The organism is Streptomyces griseoviridis (assembly GCF_005222485.1).
Classification (GTDB): Bacteria; Actinomycetota; Actinomycetes; order Streptomycetales; family Streptomycetaceae; genus Streptomyces; species Streptomyces hintoniae.
Genome location: NZ_CP029078.1, coordinates 5,503,516 through 5,522,885, shown reverse-complemented (window position 1 = coordinate 5,522,885; position 19,370 = coordinate 5,503,516). Strand labels below are relative to the sequence as shown.

Genomic DNA, 19,370 nt, shown 5'->3' with positions numbered 1-19,370 from the left:
TGGGGTGTGTCAGACCGAGACCGGCTCGCCCGCGGCGGCGGCGATCTCCGCCTCGGCGACGACGCCGGGGACGCGGCGCAGCTTCTTCATCGGGCCCAGCTCCGAGTCGTAGACCTTCTTGACGCCGTCGCCGAGCGAGGACTCGATGGTGCGGATGTCGCGGACCAGCCGGGTCAGGCCCTGCGGCTCGACGGAGGCGGCCTGGTCGGAGCCCCACATCGCGCGGTCCAGGGTGATGTGGCGCTCGACGAAGGTGGCGCCGAGCGCGACGGCGGCCAGCGTGGTCTGCAGGCCCGTCTCGTGGCCCGAGTAGCCGATCGGCACGTTCGGGAACTCGGCCTGGAGGGTGTTGATGACGCGGAGGTTCAGCTCCTCCGCCTGCGCCGGGTAGGTCGACGTGGCGTGGCACATCAGGATGTTGTCCGAGCCGAGGACCTCGACGGCGTGCCTGATCTGCTTCGGCGTCGACATGCCGGTGGAGAGGATCACCGTGCGGCCGGTGGCACGCAGGGCGCGCAGCAGCTCGTCGTCGGTGAGGGAGGCGGAGGCGACCTTGTGGGCGGGGACGTCGAACTTCTCCAGGAAGGCGACGGCCTCGGTGTCCCACGGGGAGGCGAACCAGTCGATGTTCTTGGTCCTGCAGTACTCGTCGATCTGGCGGTACTCGTCCTCGCCGAACTCCACGCGGTGGCGGTAGTCGATGTACGTCATCCGGCCCCAGGGGGTGTCGCGCTCGATGTCCCACTGGTCGCGCGGGGTGCAGATCTCCGGGGTGCGCTTCTGGAACTTGACGGCGTCACAGCCGGCTTCGGCCGCCGCGTCGATGAGCTTGAAGGCGTTCTCCAGCTCACCGTTGTGGTTGATGCCGATCTCGCCGCAGATGTAGACGGGGCGGCCGGGGCCGGCCTCGCGCGAACCGAAGGAGCGGATGCGGGAGTTGGTGCTCATGGCAGGAACTGTCCTTACTTTTCGAGGGAGTCGAGAGAGGGGCCGAGGATCCAGCTGGCGATCTCTCGGATCGCGCCGTCGCCACCGGGGACGGTGGTGACCGCACGGGCGGCGCCGCGTACCACGTCGTGGGCGCTCGCGACCGCCACGGGCCAGCCCACGAGGGCGAAGCACGGGAGGTCGTTGACGTCGTTGCCGACGTAGAGCACGCGCTCGGGCGCGATGCCCTGCTCCTCGCACCACTGCTTCAGCGCGAGGTCCTTCCGGTCGATGCCGTGCAGGACCGGGATCTTGAGCTTCCCGGCCCGTGCGGCGACGACCGGGTTCTGCTCCGTGGAGAGGATCAGCATCGACAGGCCGCTCTTGCGCAGGGCCGCGATGCCGAGTCCGTCGCCGCGGTGCACGGAGACGAACTCCTTTCCATCGGCGTCGATCAGCACCCGGTCGTCGGTCTGGGTGCCGTCGAAGTCCAGTACGACCGCGTCGATGTCGTCGGCGGTCGGCAGAGCGCCGGGGCGCTGTGCGTCGAAGAGGGGGGCCAGCGCGCGGGCGCGGGCCAGCTCGTGCGGGTCGTCGATCTCCAGGACCCGCGCCGGGTCGGTGCGCACCAGCTCGGTGCGGCCGAAGAAGCGGTGCCGGTGCGCGCGGAAGCCGGTGGCGTCCATCGCGTAGGCGGCGCCGGTCTCCAGGAAGTCCTGCGGGCGGTCCTGGCGGCGCGGCCTGAACGACTTGTCGTGGTTGACGCCGTGCCCGCCCTCGGCCGCCGCGTCCTCGGCGTCGGCGTGCCGCCACACGAAGCCGTGGAACGGGGCGACCGCGACGGCGGTGTCGGCGCCCTGCACGGCGACCGCGCCGGCCACCGCGTCGACGTCCTCGCCGACCAGGAAGGGGCTGGTGCACTGCACGAGCAGGACCACGTCGACCGGGGCGCCGTGCAGCGCCTCGTGGCTGTCCATGGCGTGCAGGACGGCCGCCTCCGAGGTCGCGGTGTCACCGGCGATGGCGGCCGGGCGCAGCACCACCTCGGCGCCCGCCGCACGGGCCGCGGCGGCGATGGCCTGGTCGTCGGTGGAGACCACGACGTCCGTGACGAGGCGGGCCAAGCGGCACTCGCGGACCGCGCGGACCACCAGCGGCACGCCCCCGACGGGGGCGAGGTTCTTCGCGGGCACCCCCTTGGAGCCGCCGCGCGCGGGGATCACGGCGAGGACGCGGCGCACCCTGGCTGCTGGGTCGGACATGACCTGTTCTCCTTGGGAGTTCGGGGACGCGCTCACAGCTCCCCCATCCGCCGGATGACGGGAGCGACGCGCTGGACGCCGTGCCGGTAGGCGCCGCGGGCCGCGCGGCGGACGATCTGGCGGACGGGTCCCGGATCCCGGTCGGCGGCGGGCGCGCCGGGCAGCGGGCCGCCGTCGGGGCCGAGGTGGTGGCGGGCGAGGATGCCGGGCAGATAGCCGGGCGCGGTCCGGGGCGTGTAGTACGGGGTGAGGGGCGGCATCGGGTCCCGGCCGTCGAGGAGCCCCGCGATCCGCTCGCGGGCCGCGTCGAAGGCGGTGGCGTAGCCGCCGTCCGCGGCCACGCCCTGGCGGGCCACCCACCGCGGGTCGGGCCCGGGAGCGTGTCCCGCGTCGAGCTGGTCCCAGGAGGCGAGGCAGCCCGAGCCCACGAAGTGGTGGTTGCCGAGCACCTCGCGCACGCCGAGGTCGGTCAGGACGGCGGTCGGGATGCGCCGGTGCAGCGATTCGAGGGCCGCCGTGGAGCTGACGGTGACCAGCAGGTCGGTGCGGTCCAGGACCTCGCCCATGTTCCCGTACACCAGGCGGAAGTTGGCCGGCGGGTCGAGCCGCTGCGCCAGCTTCTGGTACGGCAACTCCTCGATGTGTGTGGTGTGTTCGCCCGGCCGGGAGCGGAGCTTGAGGAGCACCTCGCGCTCGGGGTGCTGCCGGGCGTGCCGGACGAGCCGCTCCAGCAGGTAGGTGCGGTCGCGCCGGTTGTCCGGTACGGACGGCTGGGCGGCGAACACCACGGTGTACGGGGCGTGTTCACCTTCGTAGGGGGCGCCGCCGAGGAACGGCAGGGCCACCTCGGTGACCGCGGAGGCGTCGGCGCCGACCCCCTCGTACACGGCGCGGAAACGCTCCGCGTCCTGACGGGAGTTGGCGAGCACCAGGTCCGCGCCGTGCCGCAGCAGCAGACCGTCGGCGAGCTTCTCGTAGACGACGCCGACATAGCCGGTGACGACGACGGGCCGCCGCTCCCGGCCCGCCCAGGCGTGCCCGAGCCCGTGCAGCATGGCCTGTACACCGCCGCCGACCAGCGCGAGCACGACGAGGTCGTACGTCTCCTCGGTCATCGCGCGCAGGAACTCGCCCGCGGTGACCTCGGTGAGGGAGTCGGCGCGCACGCCCACCTCGGCGAGCTGCCTGGCGGTCGGCGTGGAGCGGCCGCGCAGCAGGAATCCGTCGAGTCGCGGGCCGACTTGCGCGTCCTCGCGCGGTGCGGCTTCCATGGGGGGACCCGGTGCGATACGGGCCGCGGTCAACGCCCCCCATTTCCATCGGGTGTCGGAGTCCGCGAGGACCGCGATGCGCATGGGTTTCGGTGTACGTGGTGGCACGTCGTAGACGCTAGGAAGCAATTCCTAGGCGCGGCCCAACCGCACCTCAACAAAAAGTTAACAACACCCCGCCGTGAGCCGAACTGGCCCGGGAAACCCCCGGAAGTACAGGCGATGCACCGTTCCGCCACATGGAGTTCACCCCCTGTACGCATACCGGAAAGTTCCGGCTCCGGGCCGGCCCCTAGCGTTTTGCGGGTGCCCAAGCTTTCCGTGATCGTGCCGTTCTACAACGTGCAGCAATACGCCCCGGACACTCTCCGGAGCCTTCGCCTGAACGCCCACCCGGATTTTGAATTCGTGCTGGTGGACGACCATTCGAAGGACGAGACTCCGGCCATTCTCGAACGTGCGGCCGAGCAGCTCTCCGATGTGGCCCAGGTCCGCTACCTCCGCCACGAGAAGAACGGAGGGCTCGCCACCGCGCGCAACACCGGCCTGGACGCCGCGCGCGGCGAGTACCTGACGTTCCTGGACGGCGACGACTGGGTGGCGCCCGGCTACTACGCTCAACTGGTCGCCGCCATCGAGGAGTTGGGCTGCGACTTCGTGCGCACCGACCACGTCCAGACCACCGCGCGCGCCAGGACCGTGCACCGGGTACCGCACGGGCGGCGCCGCGAGGTGCTCGACCCGCGGGAGGCGATCCTGCCGGCCGACCGGACCACCTCCGTGGACTACGCCTACGCGTGGGCCGGCGCCTACCACCGCCGGCTGGTCGACCGGGGCCTGCTGCACTTCACCGACGGACTGCGGACGGCCGAGGACCGGCCGTGGATCTGGAAGCTGCACCGGGAGGCGGAGTCGTTCGCCGTGGTGAGCCTGCTCGGCGTCTTCTACCGGCGCGGGGTGGCGTCCTCGCTGACCCAGATCGGCGACGTCCGCCAGCTCGACTTCATCCGCGCCTTCGACCAGGTCATCGAGGAGACCGCGAAGGACCCGGACGCCGACCGGCTGCTGCCCAAGGCCGTGCGCACCTACTGCGCGATCATCGCCCACCACCTGTCCGACCAGACCAAATGGGAACCGGCCGTCGCCAAGCAGCTGCGCACGATGAGCGCCGCCGCCGTCCGGCGGATGCCGCAGCGCGCGCTGGGCGACGTGCTCGACACCATGGACCTGGACCGCTCCGCCCAACTGCGGCGGCTGCGGCGCCGGATCACCACCGCGAAGGCGGCTGCCTGATGTCCCGTACCACCCGGATCTTCTGCGTCTCGACGCTGTACGGCGCCGCCACGCTGGCCGCCGCGATCGACTCCGACTGCTTCACGGAGGAGGACCGCAGGCTGCTCCTCGTCTTCAACAACTCCGCGACCCCGGAGACCACCCCGGCCGTCGACGAGATGCCCGGGTTCGAGCCGCTGCGCGCCCACTTCGACGCCGTCCTGTCGTGGAACGAGGCCATCCGGCCCTTCCACCCCGGCTCCTGGACCCCGCGCGCCGACGACGTGCCGATCCTGGAGCGCCATCTGCGGCTGCTGTGGGGCCTCGGCGACGACCGGGTCGAGCTGGTCGTGGAGTCCATCCAGGTCACCCCGGCCCTCACGGTGGCGCAGCTGTTCCCCGAGGCGCCGGTGCACGTCTACGCCGACGGCCTGATGAGCTACGGGCCCACCCGCAACAAGCTCGACCCGCTGGTCGGCACCCGGGTGCGCAGGCTGCTCCACCTGGACCTGGTGCCGGGGCTCACGCCGCTGCTGCTCACCGAGTTCGGCGTGCCCGCGGAGCTGGTGCCGACCACCGCTTTCCTCAAGTCGATGAGCGAACTCACCTCGGCGGTACCGGAGTTGCCGGTGCTTCCGGACAACTCGGCGCTGCTGCTCGGGCAGTACCTGTCCGCGCTCGACATCCTCTCCCCCGACGAGGAGGAGGAGCTGCATGTGCGGATGGTGCGCGGCGCCGTCGCGCGCGGCCACCGGGAGATCGTCTTCAAGCCGCACCCCACCGCGCCGGCCCGCTACAGCCGCGCCCTGGAGGCCGAGGCCGAGAAGCTGGGCGTCACGCTGACCGTCCTCGACCTGCCGGTCCTCGCCGAGGTGCTGTTCGAGAAGTCGCCGCCCGGACTGGTCGTGGGCTGCTTCTCGACCGCGCTGTTCACCGCGTCCGCGTTCTACGGCCTGCCGGTCGCCCGGATCGGCACCGAACGGCTCCTGGAGCGGCTCACCCCGTACCAGAACAGCAACCGGATGCCGGCCGTGCTCGCGGACGCGCTGCTGCCCGACCTGGAGGACCGCGCGGGCGAGGAGACGATCCCGCAGGACCAGCTCACCGGGCTGGTCGAGGCCGTCGGCTTCACCATGCAGGCCCAGCTGTACCCGGGCCTGCGGACGGCGGCGGAACGCTATCTGACCCGGCACCTGGGCCCGCGCACCCGCCGCTACTTCAAGAAGCGCCGCCTGACGTCGCTGGGCCTACCGGGCGGCATCCCGGAACGCCTGGCGTTCCTCCCCCACAACGCGACGGCCCGCCGCGTGGTCCGCAGGGCACGGGCGTTGCGACGAGCGGTCAAGGGCTGAGGGGGGACGGGGCTACGGGGGACGGGGCCACGGGGGACGGGGCCACGGGGCCACGAGGGACGGGGGACGACGGCGACTCACGGCGTCGGCGTCGGCGTCGGCGCCCGCTGTGCAGAAACGCTACTGCGGGCAGGTGAACCAGGGCGCGGGCGGACCGGCACGCCGTCGGGTGGGCCGGGATCACGCGGGCGCGGCGCCTAGGGTGCGGCGGACGGCTCCGTTTCCCGGACCGGCCGGGCACGGAGGACGAACCGCGCACTGCGAGGGACACCGGCGTGACCGAAACGGCCATGACCAGCACCGAGCCCGATCCCGAGCCCGTCCCTCCCGACCCGACTGATTCCTCGGGCTCAGTGGCTTCAGCGGCTTCAGTGGCTTCACCGGCTTCAGTGACCGCAGCGCCCACAGCGCCCACAGCGACCTCTGGCGTCGCTGTTGCCGCTCTTGCCGCAGCATCCGCAACCACCGCTTCCACCACTGCCGTCTCCGCGCCCTCGATCACCCCTCCAGTCCTCTCCACCCCCTCACCCGCAGTCGGCCCATCCGTCTCATCCGTCCCATCCGTTCCGCCCGTCCCCCGGCTTTGGGCCCTGGACGGGCTGCGGCTGGGTGCCGCCTTGATGGTGGCCGTCTACCACCTCGGTGGTCGGGGCGGTGAGGTCTCCCGGGCCTGGGGTTCCTCGCCCGCCCGTCAGTTCCCGGTCCTGCACACCTACTTCGCCTACGGCTGTCTCGGTGTCCAGGTCTTCTTCGTGATCAGCGGGTTCGTGATCTGCATGAGCGGCTGGGGCCGCACCGCGCAGACCTTCCTGGCCTCCCGCGCCGGGCGGCTGCTGCCCGCCTACTGGGCCGCGGTCGTCCTGGTGACGGTGGTCTCCGCGCTGCCGGTGACGGCCGCGCGGGCGGTCTCACCGAGCGACGCGCTGGTGAACCTGACGATGCTCCAGCAGCCGTTGGGCGCCGACCGGGTGCTCGGGGTCTGCTGGACGCTCTGGGCCGAGGTGCGTTTCTACGTGCTGTTCGCGCTGCTGGTGGTGGCGCCCGGCGTCGACCGGCGCCGGGTGCTGCTGTTCTGCGCGGGCTGGACGCTGGCGGCGGCGCTCGCGGGGGGCGTGCGGGCGCCGCTCCTCGACGCGGTGGTGATGCCCGCGTACGCGCCGTTCTTCGTCGGGGGCATCGGCCTCTACCTGGTCCACCGCGACCGGCGGGACGTGCCCGCGTGGGGTGTCGTCGCCGTGAGCTGGCTGATCGGGCAGCACCACGCGGTCGCCGCGCTGTGGCGCCCGCCGCACGCGGACGCGTTCTCGCACCGGACGGCCGCCGGGATCGTCCTGGTGGTGACGCTGGGCTTCGCCGCGGTGGCGGCGGTCGCGCTGGCCCGGCCGCGCCGGGCGGAGCTGCCGTGGCTGACGGCGGCGGGCGCGCTGACGTATCCGTTCTACCTGGTGCACGAGCATCTGGGCTGGCCCCTGGTGCGCGCCCTGCACGGCGGTCTCGGGCTGTCCGCCGCGGTGACCCTGGTGGTGGCGGTGGCGGCCCTGCTGGCGCTGGCGTGGCTGCTGCACCGGGCGGTGGAGAGACCGTTCGGGCCACGGCTGCGGCGGGCCCTGCTGGCGCCCGTCGCCCGGCGGGACACGGCAACCGCGCGGCCCGCCGCCTGACCTCAGCCGGGTCCGGCGTAGCGGGACTCCACTCCGGCCAGGACCAGTTCGAGGCCCTCCTCGAAGTGGCGGTCGTAGTCGTCGAAGATCTCCGCCCCGACCGCCGCCGCCAGCGGGAAGTCGGCCAGGTTCCTGGCCCGTTCGTCGAGGTCGTAGCCGTCACGGCGTTCGCCGGGCAGCGGCCGCACGCCCTGTTCCTCGGTGACGAAGCCCAGCGTGTACAGGTAGGCCGTCGTGATCGCGCGGGCCGCCCGCGGCAGGGTGAAGCCGGCGGCGGTGAACAGGCGCAGGGTCTCCTCCAGTTGTTCGGCGTGGTCGACGCCGGTGAAGCGGGAGCCGCTGAAGACGCGGGCGCCGTCGCGGTAGCCGAGCAGGGCCGCGCGCAGCCCGCGGTTGGTCTTCAGGAGCCGCTGCCGCCAGGTGTCGGCGGGGTCGAGGGGGACGTCCGCCCACATCCGGCGGTACATCTCCGTCGCCATCTCGTCGAGCAGCGCCTGCTTGTCCTTGAAGTGCCAGTAGAGGGCGGGCGCCTTGACGTCCAGTTCCTTGGCGATGGCCCGCAGGGTGAGGCCGTCGAGTCCGGCCTCGTTCAGCAGGTCGAGGGCGGTGTCGGCGACCCGTTTGCGGTCGAGGGGGGTGCGTCGTTCCGTGCTCACGCTTGACAGCTTAACAGCGTTAAGGGCACCCTCGTGAGCTGCGGGACTTAACAACGTTAAGGAGTGTGGATCATGGTGACGACGGACGTGGTGATCGTGGGCGCCGGGCCGACCGGGCTCGCCCTCGGGATCGACCTGGCCAGGCGCGGGGTGGCGGCGCTGGTGGTGGAGAAGGCGGCCGGCCTCTTCCCCGGCTCGCGCGGCAAGGGCATCCAGCCGCGCACGATGGAGGTCTTCGACGACCTCGGGGTCGTCGACGCGATCCGCGCGGCCGGCGGCCCGTACCCGACCCAGCTGTTCTGGCGGGACGGCCGACCGGCGGGCGAGCACCGGATGTTCGACCCCGCCGAGGCGGGCGAGGACTCCCCCTACCCCGAGCCGTGGATGGTCCCGCAGTGGCGGACCCAGGAGATCCTGGCCGGGCGGCTGGCCGAGCTGGGCGGCCGGATCGCCTTCGGCCACGAGGTCACCGGCCTGACGCGGGACGACGACGGTGTCACCCTGTCGCTCGCGGACGGCACCGCCCTGCGCGCCCGGTACGCGGTCGCCGCCGACGGCGGGCGCTCGACGGTGCGGCGCGCGCTCGGCGTCCCGATGACCGGCGAGAGCGTCGACCCGTACCCGATGCTGGTCGCGGACGTCCGGATCACCGGACTCGGCCGGGACCACTGGCACGTCTTCCCGCCGCGCGGCGACGGCGCCGACTTCCTCGCCCTCTCCCCGCTCGCGGGCACCGACGACTTCCAGGTCTCCGCGCGGTTCCCGGAGGGCGACGCGGTCGACGTCTCCGCCGACGGCGTCCGCGCGCTGATCGCCGACCGCTCGCACCTCGCCGCCGAGGACGTCACCGAGGTCCGCTGGGCCTCCGACTTCCGGCCCCGAGCGGCCCTCGCCGACCGCTTCCGCGACGGCCGGGTCCTGCTCGCGGGAGACGCGGCGCACGTCCACTCACCGGCCGGCGGGCAGGGCCTCAACACCAGCGTCCAGGACGCCTACAACCTGGGCTGGAAGCTGGCCGCTGTGGTCTCGGGCGAGGCGCCCGCCGCGCTGCTCGACAGCTACGAGGAGGAGCGGCGGCCGATCGCGGCCGGCGTGCTCGGCCTGTCGACCGGGGTGCATCACGGCCAGGTGCGGCGCGGCGCGGCCACCCGCCAACTGGGCCTCGGCTACCGCGACTCGTCGCTCACCCGGGAGACCAGGCGGGCCCCGGCGGGAGTCCGCGCGGGCGACCGGGCGCCGGACGGCACGGTGGCGGGCGTCCGCCTCTTCGACGCGTTCCGCGGACCGCACTGGACCCTGCTGGCGCTGGACACCCCGGCCCCCGACCTCGCCGGGGCACCGGTGCGGGTGGTGACGGGAGCGGCGCCCGCGGGGTACGGCCCCGGGCTCCTCCTGGTGCGCCCCGACGGCTACCTGGCGTGGGCGGGCGACACGGCGGAGGGCCTGGCCGCGCACGCGGCGGGCGCGGGACTGCGCGCCGCGCCCTGAGCCACCGGGCCGCCGGTCAGGCGCTGGCCAGTGTCAGTTTCACGGCGAAACCGAGGAAGAGCACCCCGGCCGCCGAGGTGGCCGTCGCGGACAGCCGCCTGCGGCGCCTGAAGGCCGCGGCGAGACGGGTCCCGCTGAATATCAGCGCGCTCAGATACAGGAAGCTGGCCGCCTGCGCGAACGCCCCGAGAACGACGAACGACAGCGCCGGGTAGGCGTACGCGGGGTCGACGAACTGCTGAAGAACGTTCCAAAATCAAACTGCCGGTACGCTCCCGCCCATGACCGCCACCAAGACCGCTCCCGAGTGGACCGTTGAGGAACTGGCAGAGCTGGCCGACCTCCAGGCCAGGAACGACGCCTTACCGGAGGACGCGCCCCGTGGCCTCCTGTCGGTACGTCTGTCGATCCTCACGGAGGACACAACCTCCCCCGCCAGGCAGGAACTTGACCTCCGTCGCCATGCCATCCGCGAGGGCGTGAGAGTTGTCGGTGTGGCTAGGGACCTTGGAGTGTCCGCAACCAAGAAAGCACCTTGGGAGCGGAAGGAACTCGGGGACTGGCTCAACAACCGCATCCCCGAGTTCGACCTGATTCTGTTCTGGAAGTTGGACCGATTCATCAGGCGCATTTCTGACCTACATGAGGTCATCAAGTGGTGCAAGAAATTCGGGAAGAATCTGATTTCCCTCAATGACACCCTGGACCTGTCATCCCCCGCGGCTCAGGCGATGGTGACTTTCATTGCGGCAGTTGCAGAGATTGAAACCGCCAACACCAAGACTCGCGTATCGTCACACTGGGAATACACGAAGCACCAGGACCAATGGCGGATCGGCAAGCCATCGTACGGATACAAGACTGCCAGGGTGGGCGGCAAACTCCGCCTCGTACAGGAGCCCAAGCAAGCGCGAGCGGTGCGTTACATGTACCACGCTGCAATGCGAGGGGTTCCGGCAAACCGAATCTCCAAGGTCCTGGACAGAGCCAAGGTTCCAACCTACAGCGACCGGAAATGGAATAATCGGCAGGTCCTCAGGATTCTCAGGAACCCTGCCGTCAAAGGGATTCGCACCGAGGGCGGAGTGAAGGCGACTACCTACAAATCTACGCCGGTACTGGACAAGCAGGGCCAGGAAATCAGAGTCACCGATGAGCCGATCCTGACTAGCGAGGAATTCGAAGGCGTTCAAGCGGCACTCGCCACCCGCGCGAAGAACAGGCGGCACCATGAGAAGAACCGTCGTCCGACCAGGTTCCTCGGCGTCATGAAACACCGGTGCGGAAGAAACGTTAACGAGACAAACAGCTACAAGACACTTTCCGCCGGTGAAGTGAAGGAGTACCGATACCTGCGGTGCCCCGAATGCCGGAAGCCGGGATTCGTGACACTAGATCCTGAGCATGTGTACTCGGCTCTGGCACAGGCCGTCTTCGAAGCGCTGGGGGATTTCGAGGTGATCCGCCGCGAGTACGCGAGAGGCGAAGAGAACAGGCGAGAGCGGAAGAGGCTAGAAGAGTCCATCGCCTCCTACATGTCCGGTCTGGAGCCCGGTGGAAAGTTCGACAAGGTCGGATTCATTCGCGAGAAAGCAGAGAGCACGCTAGCTGCTCTCATGAACGACTTGACGAAGATCGACCCGGATTCCACAAAGGATAGGTGGATCTACGAAAGCACCGGCGTAACGTACAGGCAGCATTGGGAGACCGGCGGCGTAGAGGCCATGGAAAAGGACCTACTGAGTTCTGGAATTACCTTCGAGCTCGGAAGGCAGGACGATGGGGAACTACTGGGAAAGTTGATCATTCCGCATGACATCAAGAAGCGGTTGATCAGAATGGACAGCACCTGGAGTTAGCCCACACGCCTGCACTCCGCGCGAAGACAACGGTTACAACACGCATACGCCCCCTGTCAGCGCCGGGACCGTGCGCCGATCCCTAAGGGCTGTCCCGCAACGTTGAGGCGGGCGGTTGAGAGACCGAGAGGTTCGCCGCCTATCCTCCTGTTGTGCAGCTGCCTCGGGATCCTTCGAACGTCGCCCATGCCCTGGTGGCCGCGTTTCCGACGCGTCTTGTCGGTGACGTGCAGAGTGTCCTAGCGGTCATGCCGGAGGCCAGGCTCGCGCCGATGACGCCCTTCGAGGTCGAGGTGCAGGGCGAGACCGTCGCCATCCCGTCGCGCATCTACAACGAGGAGCCCGGCGCCGACTTGGGGCGTCCCCTGGCCGAAACCCAGCAGGTGATTTTGCACTGCCTGTACTCCCGACACCACGATGGCTGGGTCCGCCAGCGGCACCTCGAGCAGATGGTGGCGTCGGGCGAGCCGTGGGTGGTCCCGTTCGTGGTGCAGTTGGCCGGCGAATACGTGCTGGAGATCCTTGAGGCGATCGGCCGGGGGCTTCCCGGGCTCACGGTCCCGGGCTCGGCCCAGCGCCGCCTCTATGGGGAGTTCATCGCTCGGAATCCGGCCTTCTTCGCGCGCACGGAGCGGCGCGTGGTGAGCTACTGGTCGTGCTACTACCGCTGGAAGTATGGAGCGTTTGGGACGTATCCCGGATGCGTCCTTCTGGAAGCGTTCCGGGCCGCTGTGGTGGAACAGGGGCGCGCAGTGGCCGCGGCACATGCCGCGCCTTCCGCTGGCGGACGCTGGTGAGCGACCTGCCTGAGTACGGCCACGGTCCTATCCAGCAAGGTTGAGATTATGCAGGTGGGCGACGCCGCGCATGGCGTGGTGGACGCCGTCGCCCTTGAGTCGGCAATCGCGGAGAATCTTCCAGGTCTTCATCCGGGCAAAGACGTGCTCCACTCGTGCACGGACCTGCTTGTGTGGGCGGTTGTGCTCCCGCTTCCAGGCGGGTAGTTCCTCGCCCTGCGTGCGGCGGTGCAGCATGATCAATCCGGTTCCTGGATAGCCGCCATCAGCTATCACGGTCGTCCGGCCGACGGCTGTCTTTGCCCCCGATTCCTCCCACGCCTTGCAGCCGTTCCGGTCGCCCGGCAGCGGCCGTCCGACCACAACGACCAGGCGAGTGTCGGCATCGATGACGACCTGGTGATTGGTGGAGTACCGATAGTTCTTCGACTGCTCGGCCACCGCGTGATCGCGGGTGGGCACCAGCGTCCCGTCCACGATCAGCACAGTGCCCCTCGCGAACCGGCGTCGGTGCGGCAAGGCCAGCAGAGGGCCAATGCGGTCGATGATCCGGTCAGCAGCCGACTTCGAAATCCCGAACAACGGGGCCAGTTGGCGCGTGGTCAAGTTGGTGCGCCAGTAGGCCGCGACCAACAGAATACGGTCCTCAAGTGACAGGCCCCACGGACGCCCCGTCCGTGGTTCGGCTGCGCTCTCGCGCTTCACCGCGGTCACCAACTTGCCGAAGCAGCGCGGGCTCAGTCCAGTGAACGGACGTATCCAAGACGGCTCTGATGCCGTGATCACACCAGCCACACCAAGATCATCTCACCCGTGACCAGCAGTTGCGGGACAGCCCTTAGCAACCTGGACCGGTACGCGGACGCCGTAGAGGCCCGTAGAGCGAAGCTCCGTAAGGGCTCGTAACACGATCTTGCTGGCGTGAAGAGGCAGGTCGGGGGCGCTGCTGAGTGGGTTGCCGCTGCTGGTGCCAGGGTTGTTCACCAACCATGCCGGAGTTATGCCGGGATCAAGCTCGGCCACCAGGGTGGGACGTTGTCCGGGCAAAGCGGGGCGGGGTAGGAGTCCGGCATCCCGAGCCATGTGACAAGGAACCATGTGAACCACAAGGTGAAGATGAGGCCTGCCATCAGGGCTGTCCTGCGATGACGTCTTCCGAGGGTGTTGTGCAGGATCACCCACGGAACCGCGGCGGCGATCCAAATGAGAGGCGTGAGAAACAGCAAAGTCATGCCGTTGGCTGCTGCGTTGACGCCGATGTCACAAGCAGTCCATGCCCGTGCAGTCGCAGTAATGGTCACCACTGCGGTCAGCCCGCCAATGAGGGCACCGGAGCCAATTCCACCGAGCCGGCCGCGCGGAAGACTCGATGACTCTGCTCCCACGATCATCCCCCCTGCATCGCCCTGGACGCGGAGAGTACCAACGCTCTGAAGCAGCCCGCTGGGGCCACGGCCGACCTGCAACGGTCAGCCGTTCGTGGGCTTGCGAAGCCGCCTCCGGCAGATGCGGCCGCAGGCCAATGAGACGAAGGCGTCATGGAGTTCGGTTCGGCGTTCCCAGCGAACGGCGAGACGCTTGAACTGATGGAGCAGGGCGAAGGTCTGCTCGACGACATAGCGAAGCTTGCCCAGGCCCTTGCTGTTCGGGGCGCCCTTGCGGGAGATGACCGGCAGGGTCCGGCGTTTGCGCAGCTCCTCGTGGTGAGGGTTGGAGTCGTAGCTCTTGTCGCCGAGCAGAGAGTCGGGGCGACGGCCTGGCCACTTGGCCACGACTGGGACGCCGTCGATCAGGGCGAGGGGCTGGGTGACGTCGTTGACGTTTGCCGCGGTCGTGATGACCTTGAGAGGAGTGCCCACAAGTCGTCGTCCACGTTCCACGGCCGAGTACTCACAGCGTTACGAACGGCTGGATCGTCACACCGGTCACGCCCGACCAGGGCCTCTCACCAAGATCCTGTTACGAGCCCTGTGCGGCAACGGCAATATTCGCGTGGTCGGGTAAACCGGCGTGGCGGAGCCAAGGGGGCAGCGCAGCCGCTGGGGCTTCAGGGGCCCTCGGGGCCGCTCACGGCCTTCACCGTGAGCGCCTGACGCTTCCGCCTGCTCGGGGTGCCGACCAGGGCAGAGAACGGGGTGACCTTGGAGGCCCCCGCGGGCCCCTTCGGGGGCCGCTTGGGCACGCCGAGGGCTCCCAGTGCCTCCTCCTGCTCCTGGAGGCTCATGCGCGTGAAAGCGGCCGCAGCATCGTCAAGCTGAGTCATGCCAACCCCCTAGACGCTGGCCAGCGACAGCTTGACGGCGAAACCGAGGAACAGCACCCCGGCCGCCGAGGTGGCCCCTGCGCTGAGCGTCCTGCGGCGGCGGAACGCGGCAGCCAGACGAGACCCGCCAAATATGAGCGCGGACAGGTACAACACGCTTGCCGCCTGGGCAAGTACGCCCAAGGTCAGGAAGCCGACGACCGGGTTGGACTTCGAAACGAACTGCACGAAGAAGGCCACGAAAAACAGGATCGCCTTCGGGTTGAACAGGCTGACCACCAGCGCCCGCCTGAACGGCCGTTCGTCCGCCTCGGCCGGCGCGGCCTCCTGCTCGATCCGGTCGCGCCGGGTCCGCCACATCGACCGGGCGGCCCGCATCATGCCGATCGCGAGCCAGGTCAGATAGCCGGCGCCGGCGTACTTCACGATCCCGAACAGCAGCGCGTTCGCCTGGAGCAGCGAGGCGACGCCGGCCGCCGACAGGGTCATCAGCACGGTGTCCCCGCACCAGACGCCCGCGGCGGCGGTGTACCCGGTGCGGACGCCCTTGCGGGCGGCGACGGACAGCACGTAGAGGGAGTTGGGGCCGGGCAGCAGGACGATCAGTACGAGTCCTGCCAGATAGGTGGGAAGGTCGATGACGCCGAACATGCGACGAAGTGTCGCACGCGGGTACGACACTCCCCCAGGCCCGTGCGCGAGAAGCCGACGGCACGCACACGCGTGCCCGGCGCGCGGCCGTTCGGGGCCCGGCGTCGGTGGGCACCATCCGTGGTGACCGAAGTGACCGTGGTGCCCGGCAGGGCCATCGGTGAGACGAGGGAGTCCGCAATGCGTACCACCGGCATGAGGACAAGGCGAACCGCCCCGGGGGCGCTGACCGCCGTCGCGGCCCTGACCGTCCTGTGCGGCTGCACCGTCCAACCGGTCGACGGCGGTGGCGGCGACGGCAAGGCGCGCTCCCCCGTGCACATCCAACTCCCGGGCGGGACCCGGCCGGCCACCCCACCGACCACACCGACCCCGGCCGCTCCACCGACCCCGGCCGCCCCGCCGACCCCGGTCGCCCCCGTGCCGTCGTCGCCCGCCACCCGGCCGCCCGCCGTGACCCTCCCGGCGGCGCCCGCCGCCGTCCTGTGGCGGCGCGGGGACAGCGGTCCCGGGGTGCGGGAGCTGCAGGCCAGGCTGCGCCAGACGCAGTGGCTGTTCGACGGGCCGACCGGGACCTACGACGATCTGACCGAGCGGGCCGTCAGCGGCTTCCAGGGCAAGCGCGGGCTGCCCAGGACCGGCGCCGTGGACACCGTCACCTGGCGGCGGCTGGTCGGGATGAGCCGGGAACCCGGCACCTGGGACCTGTATCTGATGGGCGGCCAGCCGGCCGGCCCGCCCGACCCGCGCTGTCTGACCGGGCGGGTGCTGTGCATCGACAAGACCAGCAGGACGCTGCGCTGGATGGTCGACGGGCGGACCGTCTCGACGATGGCCGTGCGGTTCGGCGCGACGGGGACACCGACCAGGGAGGGCGTGTTCCACGTCTACTGGAAGTCCCGCAACCACTGGTCGACGCTGTACGACTCGTCGATGCCGTACGCGATGTTCTTCAGCGGCGGCCAGGCGGTGCACTACTCGAACGACTTCGCGGCCCGGGGCTACGCGGGCGGCTCGCACGGCTGTGTGAACGTCCGTGACGAGGCGGCGATCGCCGCGCTGTACGGGCAGGTGCGGGACGGCGACAGGGTCGTCGTGCACCGGTGAGGAGTGGGGCGCGGACGGGACCGGGGGAACGTGTCCCGCCCGCGCCGGTTGCACGAGCCGTGAGTACGGGGGGAACCCCGGCTCTGTGCGACGGCCGATGACCAGTCGGCTCACTCAGTACTGCGCGGGAGCGGCCGAAAACGTCACACCCTGGGGGAAGATTTTTTCCAGCACACCGAACGCGAGGGAGAAACCGCAGGTCAGAGGCTTTTCGCGGAAGCAGACTTGAGGGCGCGGTAGGTGGGGGTCAGGTCCGTCGAGCCGTCGGTGTGACGGCGGCCTCCCTGGCCGTCGCCGTCACGGTCGCCGTCATGGTCGACGCCGCCACGGTGGCGGCCGTGTCCGTGTCCGTGGCCGTGCCCGTACCCGGCTCCCTGACCGTGACCGGAGCCGTATCCGTCACCGCTCCCCTTGCCGCCGTCCCCGTCCCCTTTGCCGCCCGGGGCTATGTGGTGCCCTTCGTCGTCGCTCTGCTCGCCCTGGCCGCCTTTGCCGCCCGGCCGGTCGCCCTGGCCCTCGCCGCCGGCTCCGGGGCGGCCCTGCCCGCCGCCCTCGCTGTCGTGGCCGGTACCACCCGTACCACCGGTACCACCGGCGCCGGTGAGGACCGTCCGGCAGTAGGACCGCACCCGCCCCGGGCCGCCGGCCGCGCCCTGGAGGGCCCGTCGGCGGTCGGCGGTGAGTTCCTTGCCGTCGCGGACGTCGCGGCAGGCGGCCGGGGCGCCGCTCCAGCGGCCCGGGGTGCTGTCGTCGCCGGACGCCTGCCCGCCCGGGGGCCGGTCGCGGGTGTCGTCGCCCGGGGTCGCCGCGGTGGGCTCACCCGGGGTGGGTTCGCCGGGCAGGACGCCCTTCGGGGAGGGCGACCCGAGGGGGCGTTCGGGAGTGGCGGCGGCCGAGACGGAGGCGGCCGGGCTCGGATCGTCGCGGATGAACGGCGTCGGCAGCACCCCGCTGGTGGCGGCGACGGCGACCCCGCCGACCATCCCGGCGGCCAGCACGGCGGTGAGCCCGAGCCGCACCGGCCTGCTCCAGCGCGGCCGGCCCGGGTTCCGCTCGGGGCCGCCGATGCGGACCAGTCCGGCGTCGGAGGAACGGGTGCGCGCGGGCCCGGCCGTGCGGTCGCGGGCCTGGTCACGGTCGGCGCGTGCGGCGCGGAAGGCGGCCAACGCGGCTGCCTCGCCGGGGAGTTCGGCGCCGGGCTTGGCGGGCTCCGCGGTCAGCGACTCCAGCGTCCTCGCGAGCCGTTCCGCCTGGTCACGCGTGTCGTCGGGGACGGCTTCGAGGGACTCGCCGCGCAGCAGGATCTCCGCCGTCGCACGGTCGAGCCACCTGAACTGCTCGTCGGCCATCACATGTCCTTCTGCGTCCGCGCGCGCGTATGCGTCACACTCGGGGACGTCACCGCGCGGTCACGGGGTTCTCGCTGGGGCGGCAGCGCGTCGAGCACGCCGGCCGATTCCGGATCGGCACCGAGCAGTTCGGCGAGCCGGCGCAGCCCGCGGTGGGCGGCGGTGCGGACCGCGCCGGGGCGTTTGCCGAGCGTCTCGGCGGCGGTCTTGGCGTCGAGGCCGACGACGACCCGCAGCACCACGGCCTCGGCCTGGTCCTGCGGCAGCCGTGCTATCAGGGAGAGGGTGCGGTCGGTGCCGAGGGCCTCGATGGCCTCGCCCGCCGTGTCCGACCGCCCGGCCCTGCCGGTCAGTTCCGTCTCGTCACCGCCGATGGCGGGACGGCGGCCGCGCATCCGTATGTGGTCGAGGGCGCGGTTGCGGGCGATGCGGGCGGCCCAGCCGCGGAACCGGTCGGCGTCGCCGCTGAACCGCTCCAGGTCGCGGGCGATCTGGAGCCAGGCCTCGGACGCGACGTCCTCGGCGTCCGGGTCGCCGACCAGTGTGCGCACGTAGCCCAGCAGCCGCGGGTGCACCGACCGGTACACCGTCCGGAACGCGGTCTCGTCCCCGTCCTGCGCCGCAAGCACCGCGGCGGTCAACTCCGCGTCGTCCCCCAGCACCCGTGATTCCTCAGTCGTCAGTTGGACGGTAGCGCCGGTGCCCGGAGAGACAATCCTCACCCCGCACCCGGCGCGAAAGGCACGTTACGACCTGAAACCGCTGCTCGTCCATGTCCGCCCCCCTCGCGACCGGCCGGGGTGTGACAGAAAACGCACTCAGGACGCTGAAGAGAGTACGGGCCGCCGCGCGGCCCGTACCGCGCGACGGCCGGGGCCTCTCCTGTGGGGGGTGGCGGCCCCGGCCGTTGTCGCGGTGTCCGCTCCGCGGGCCGCACCGGCGCCGACCACTCGGGCGGACCGTGCGGCGTTGACTAGAATCGCTTCTCATGTCGAAGCCTGACCAACTGCTTGTTGACGTCGCTGCCCTGGTGGAGTCCGGGCACAGCAACCAGATGACGCTGACCGTGGTCACCGGTGGTGCTGTCATCACGGGTCGCCTGGCTCCCGAGGCCGTCTGGCGGCAGCGGGTGTCCGAGGTCCTGGCGGACTCGGCCCGCCTCACCGAGTTCTCCGCCGTCTTCACCACCACGACGGACGGGGAGAAGGCGCCCACGCATCTGCACTTCCATGTGGCGCGGATCCTGCAGGGCACGCTGGGCATCCCGGAGACGGGCGGGATGTACCGCGTGGCGATCGATGACGTCAGCGCCTGGACGGTGGGCGACTTCAGCTACTCCGACCAGTGAGACCCGACGCCGCGCGGTGACGGACCGCGCGGCGACGCGGTGAGGGTCCGACCTGCGGCTGCCGGTCGGACCCTCACTCGTTGCGCGGGTGGCGGCTCGCGTCCGTC

Annotated in this window: 18 protein-coding genes and 1 pseudogene; 8 read left to right on the top strand and 11 right to left on the bottom strand. The window is 70.7% G+C overall.

Annotated features, from left to right (window positions below; all coding sequences use genetic code 11):
* Window positions 1-9: 9 nt before the first annotated feature.
* The 3 genes from DDJ31_RS23965 to DDJ31_RS23955 are packed head-to-tail and all read right to left on the bottom strand — an operon-like array spanning window position 10 to window position 3,544.
* On the bottom strand, window positions 10-948 hold the full coding sequence (locus DDJ31_RS23965) for an N-acetylneuraminate synthase family protein (protein WP_127178314.1): 939 nt from the start codon (window positions 946-948) through the stop codon (window positions 10-12).
* A gap of 14 nt (window positions 949-962) precedes the next feature.
* A complete protein-coding gene (locus DDJ31_RS23960; RefSeq protein ID WP_127178315.1) occupies window positions 963-2,189 on the bottom strand; it encodes an N-acylneuraminate cytidylyltransferase in 1,227 nt (408 codons plus the stop codon).
* Between the two features lie 32 nt (window positions 2,190-2,221).
* The gene (locus DDJ31_RS23955) at window positions 2,222-3,544 is read right to left on the bottom strand and encodes a DUF6716 putative glycosyltransferase (protein ID WP_127178316.1); all 1,323 of its coding nucleotides are present in this window, start codon (window positions 3,542-3,544) and stop codon (window positions 2,222-2,224) included.
* Window positions 3,545-3,766: 222 nt separating this feature from the next.
* On the opposite strand from DDJ31_RS23955, the gene DDJ31_RS23950 reads away from it, so the two are divergent.
* The 3 genes from DDJ31_RS23950 (at window position 3,767) to DDJ31_RS23940 (ending at window position 7,745) form a co-directional block, all read left to right on the top strand.
* Entirely contained in the window at window positions 3,767-4,753 is a 987-nt protein-coding gene (locus tag DDJ31_RS23950) for a glycosyltransferase family 2 protein (protein ID WP_127178317.1), read from the top strand.
* Complete coding sequence (locus tag DDJ31_RS23945) at window positions 4,753-6,084, top strand: alpha-2,8-polysialyltransferase family protein (protein ID WP_127178318.1); 1,332 nt, start codon at window positions 4,753-4,755, stop codon at window positions 6,082-6,084. The genes DDJ31_RS23950 and DDJ31_RS23945 overlap by 1 nt, the downstream gene beginning before the upstream one ends.
* A 497-nt stretch (window positions 6,085-6,581) precedes the next feature.
* Window positions 6,582-7,745: an acyltransferase family protein gene (locus DDJ31_RS23940; protein WP_240678402.1), complete on the top strand. Its 1,164-nt coding sequence runs from the start codon at window positions 6,582-6,584 to the stop codon at window positions 7,743-7,745.
* Window positions 7,746-7,747: 2 nt separating this feature from the next.
* On the opposite strand, the gene DDJ31_RS23935 is transcribed toward DDJ31_RS23940, so the two are convergent.
* Complete coding sequence (locus tag DDJ31_RS23935; RefSeq protein ID WP_127178320.1) at window positions 7,748-8,401, bottom strand: TetR/AcrR family transcriptional regulator; 654 nt, start codon at window positions 8,399-8,401, stop codon at window positions 7,748-7,750.
* A gap of 72 nt (window positions 8,402-8,473) precedes the next feature.
* Between DDJ31_RS23935 and DDJ31_RS23930 the strand changes: the two genes are divergently transcribed.
* Window positions 8,474-9,889, top strand: a complete 1,416-nt coding sequence (locus DDJ31_RS23930) for an FAD-dependent monooxygenase (RefSeq protein WP_127178321.1) — start codon at window positions 8,474-8,476, stop codon at window positions 9,887-9,889.
* Between the two features lie 16 nt (window positions 9,890-9,905).
* Here DDJ31_RS23930 and DDJ31_RS23925 read toward each other — a convergent pair.
* Window positions 9,906-10,127, bottom strand: a pseudogene (locus tag DDJ31_RS23925) (LysE family transporter); the annotation flags it as partial.
* Window positions 10,128-10,170: 43 nt separating this feature from the next.
* Here DDJ31_RS23925 and DDJ31_RS23920 point away from each other — a divergent pair.
* Window positions 10,171-11,748 (top strand): recombinase family protein, encoded by a 1,578-nt coding sequence (locus DDJ31_RS23920; protein WP_127178322.1) that lies wholly within the window; start codon window positions 10,171-10,173, stop codon window positions 11,746-11,748.
* A gap of 152 nt (window positions 11,749-11,900) precedes the next feature.
* Window positions 11,901-12,545, top strand: coding sequence for a hypothetical protein (locus DDJ31_RS23915; RefSeq protein ID WP_240678098.1), 645 nt, complete (start codon window positions 11,901-11,903; stop codon window positions 12,543-12,545).
* Between the two features lie 27 nt (window positions 12,546-12,572).
* Here the strand turns inward: DDJ31_RS23915 and DDJ31_RS23910 are convergent, their stop codons facing one another.
* The 4 genes from DDJ31_RS23910 to leuE form a co-directional block, all read right to left on the bottom strand.
* Window positions 12,573-13,340, bottom strand: coding sequence for a transposase (locus tag DDJ31_RS23910; protein ID WP_127178323.1), 768 nt, complete (start codon window positions 13,338-13,340; stop codon window positions 12,573-12,575).
* A 674-nt stretch (window positions 13,341-14,014) separates the two neighbouring features.
* A complete protein-coding gene (locus DDJ31_RS23905; RefSeq protein WP_164784906.1) occupies window positions 14,015-14,404 on the bottom strand; it encodes a transposase in 390 nt (129 codons plus the stop codon).
* Between the two features lie 188 nt (window positions 14,405-14,592).
* On the bottom strand, window positions 14,593-14,808 hold the full coding sequence (locus tag DDJ31_RS23900) for a hypothetical protein (RefSeq protein ID WP_127178326.1): 216 nt from the start codon (window positions 14,806-14,808) through the stop codon (window positions 14,593-14,595).
* A 9-nt stretch (window positions 14,809-14,817) separates the two neighbouring features.
* Window positions 14,818-15,459: a leucine efflux protein LeuE gene (gene leuE / locus DDJ31_RS23895; RefSeq protein ID WP_127178327.1), complete on the bottom strand. Its 642-nt coding sequence runs from the start codon at window positions 15,457-15,459 to the stop codon at window positions 14,818-14,820.
* Window positions 15,460-15,639: 180 nt separating this feature from the next.
* Between leuE and DDJ31_RS23890 the strand changes: the two genes are divergently transcribed.
* Window positions 15,640-16,566, top strand: a complete 927-nt coding sequence (locus DDJ31_RS23890; RefSeq protein ID WP_127178328.1) for a L,D-transpeptidase family protein — start codon at window positions 15,640-15,642, stop codon at window positions 16,564-16,566.
* Window positions 16,567-16,766: 200 nt separating this feature from the next.
* On the opposite strand, the gene DDJ31_RS23885 is transcribed toward DDJ31_RS23890, so the two are convergent.
* Window positions 16,767-17,915 carry a hypothetical protein gene (locus DDJ31_RS23885; RefSeq protein WP_127178329.1) on the bottom strand — a complete coding sequence of 383 codons (1,149 nt, stop codon included), beginning with the start codon at window positions 17,913-17,915 and terminating at the stop codon, window positions 16,767-16,769.
* Window positions 17,915-18,577 (bottom strand): RNA polymerase sigma factor, encoded by a 663-nt coding sequence (locus DDJ31_RS23880; protein WP_127178330.1) that lies wholly within the window; start codon window positions 18,575-18,577, stop codon window positions 17,915-17,917. The genes DDJ31_RS23885 and DDJ31_RS23880 overlap by 1 nt, the downstream gene beginning before the upstream one ends.
* A gap of 326 nt (window positions 18,578-18,903) precedes the next feature.
* On the opposite strand from DDJ31_RS23880, the gene DDJ31_RS23875 reads away from it, so the two are divergent.
* On the top strand, window positions 18,904-19,263 hold the full coding sequence (locus DDJ31_RS23875; RefSeq protein WP_127178331.1) for a hypothetical protein: 360 nt from the start codon (window positions 18,904-18,906) through the stop codon (window positions 19,261-19,263).
* Window positions 19,264-19,370: the final 107 nt, after the last annotated feature.

Bases quoted from the DNA above. Each gene is read 5' to 3' on its own strand.
- DDJ31_RS23965 (WP_127178314.1), bottom strand. From the start codon at position 948: ATGAGCACCAACTCCCGCATCCGCTCCTTCGGTTCGCGCGAGGCCGGC.
- DDJ31_RS23960 (WP_127178315.1), bottom strand. From the start codon at position 2,189: ATGTCCGACCCAGCAGCCAGGGTGCGCCGCGTCCTCGCCGTGATCCCC.
- DDJ31_RS23955 (WP_127178316.1), bottom strand. From the start codon at position 3,544: ATGCGCATCGCGGTCCTCGCGGACTCCGACACCCGATGGAAATGGGGG.
- DDJ31_RS23945 (WP_127178318.1), top strand. From the start codon at position 4,753: ATGTCCCGTACCACCCGGATCTTCTGCGTCTCGACGCTGTACGGCGCC.
- DDJ31_RS23930 (WP_127178321.1), top strand. From the start codon at position 8,474: ATGGTGACGACGGACGTGGTGATCGTGGGCGCCGGGCCGACCGGGCTC.
- DDJ31_RS23920 (WP_127178322.1), top strand. From the start codon at position 10,171: ATGACCGCCACCAAGACCGCTCCCGAGTGGACCGTTGAGGAACTGGCA.
- DDJ31_RS23900 (WP_127178326.1), bottom strand. From the start codon at position 14,808: ATGACTCAGCTTGACGATGCTGCGGCCGCTTTCACGCGCATGAGCCTC.
- leuE (WP_127178327.1), bottom strand. From the start codon at position 15,459: ATGTTCGGCGTCATCGACCTTCCCACCTATCTGGCAGGACTCGTACTG.
- DDJ31_RS23890 (WP_127178328.1), top strand. From the start codon at position 15,640: ATGCGTACCACCGGCATGAGGACAAGGCGAACCGCCCCGGGGGCGCTG.
- DDJ31_RS23885 (WP_127178329.1), bottom strand. From the start codon at position 17,915: ATGGCCGACGAGCAGTTCAGGTGGCTCGACCGTGCGACGGCGGAGATC.
- DDJ31_RS23875 (WP_127178331.1), top strand. From the start codon at position 18,904: ATGTCGAAGCCTGACCAACTGCTTGTTGACGTCGCTGCCCTGGTGGAG.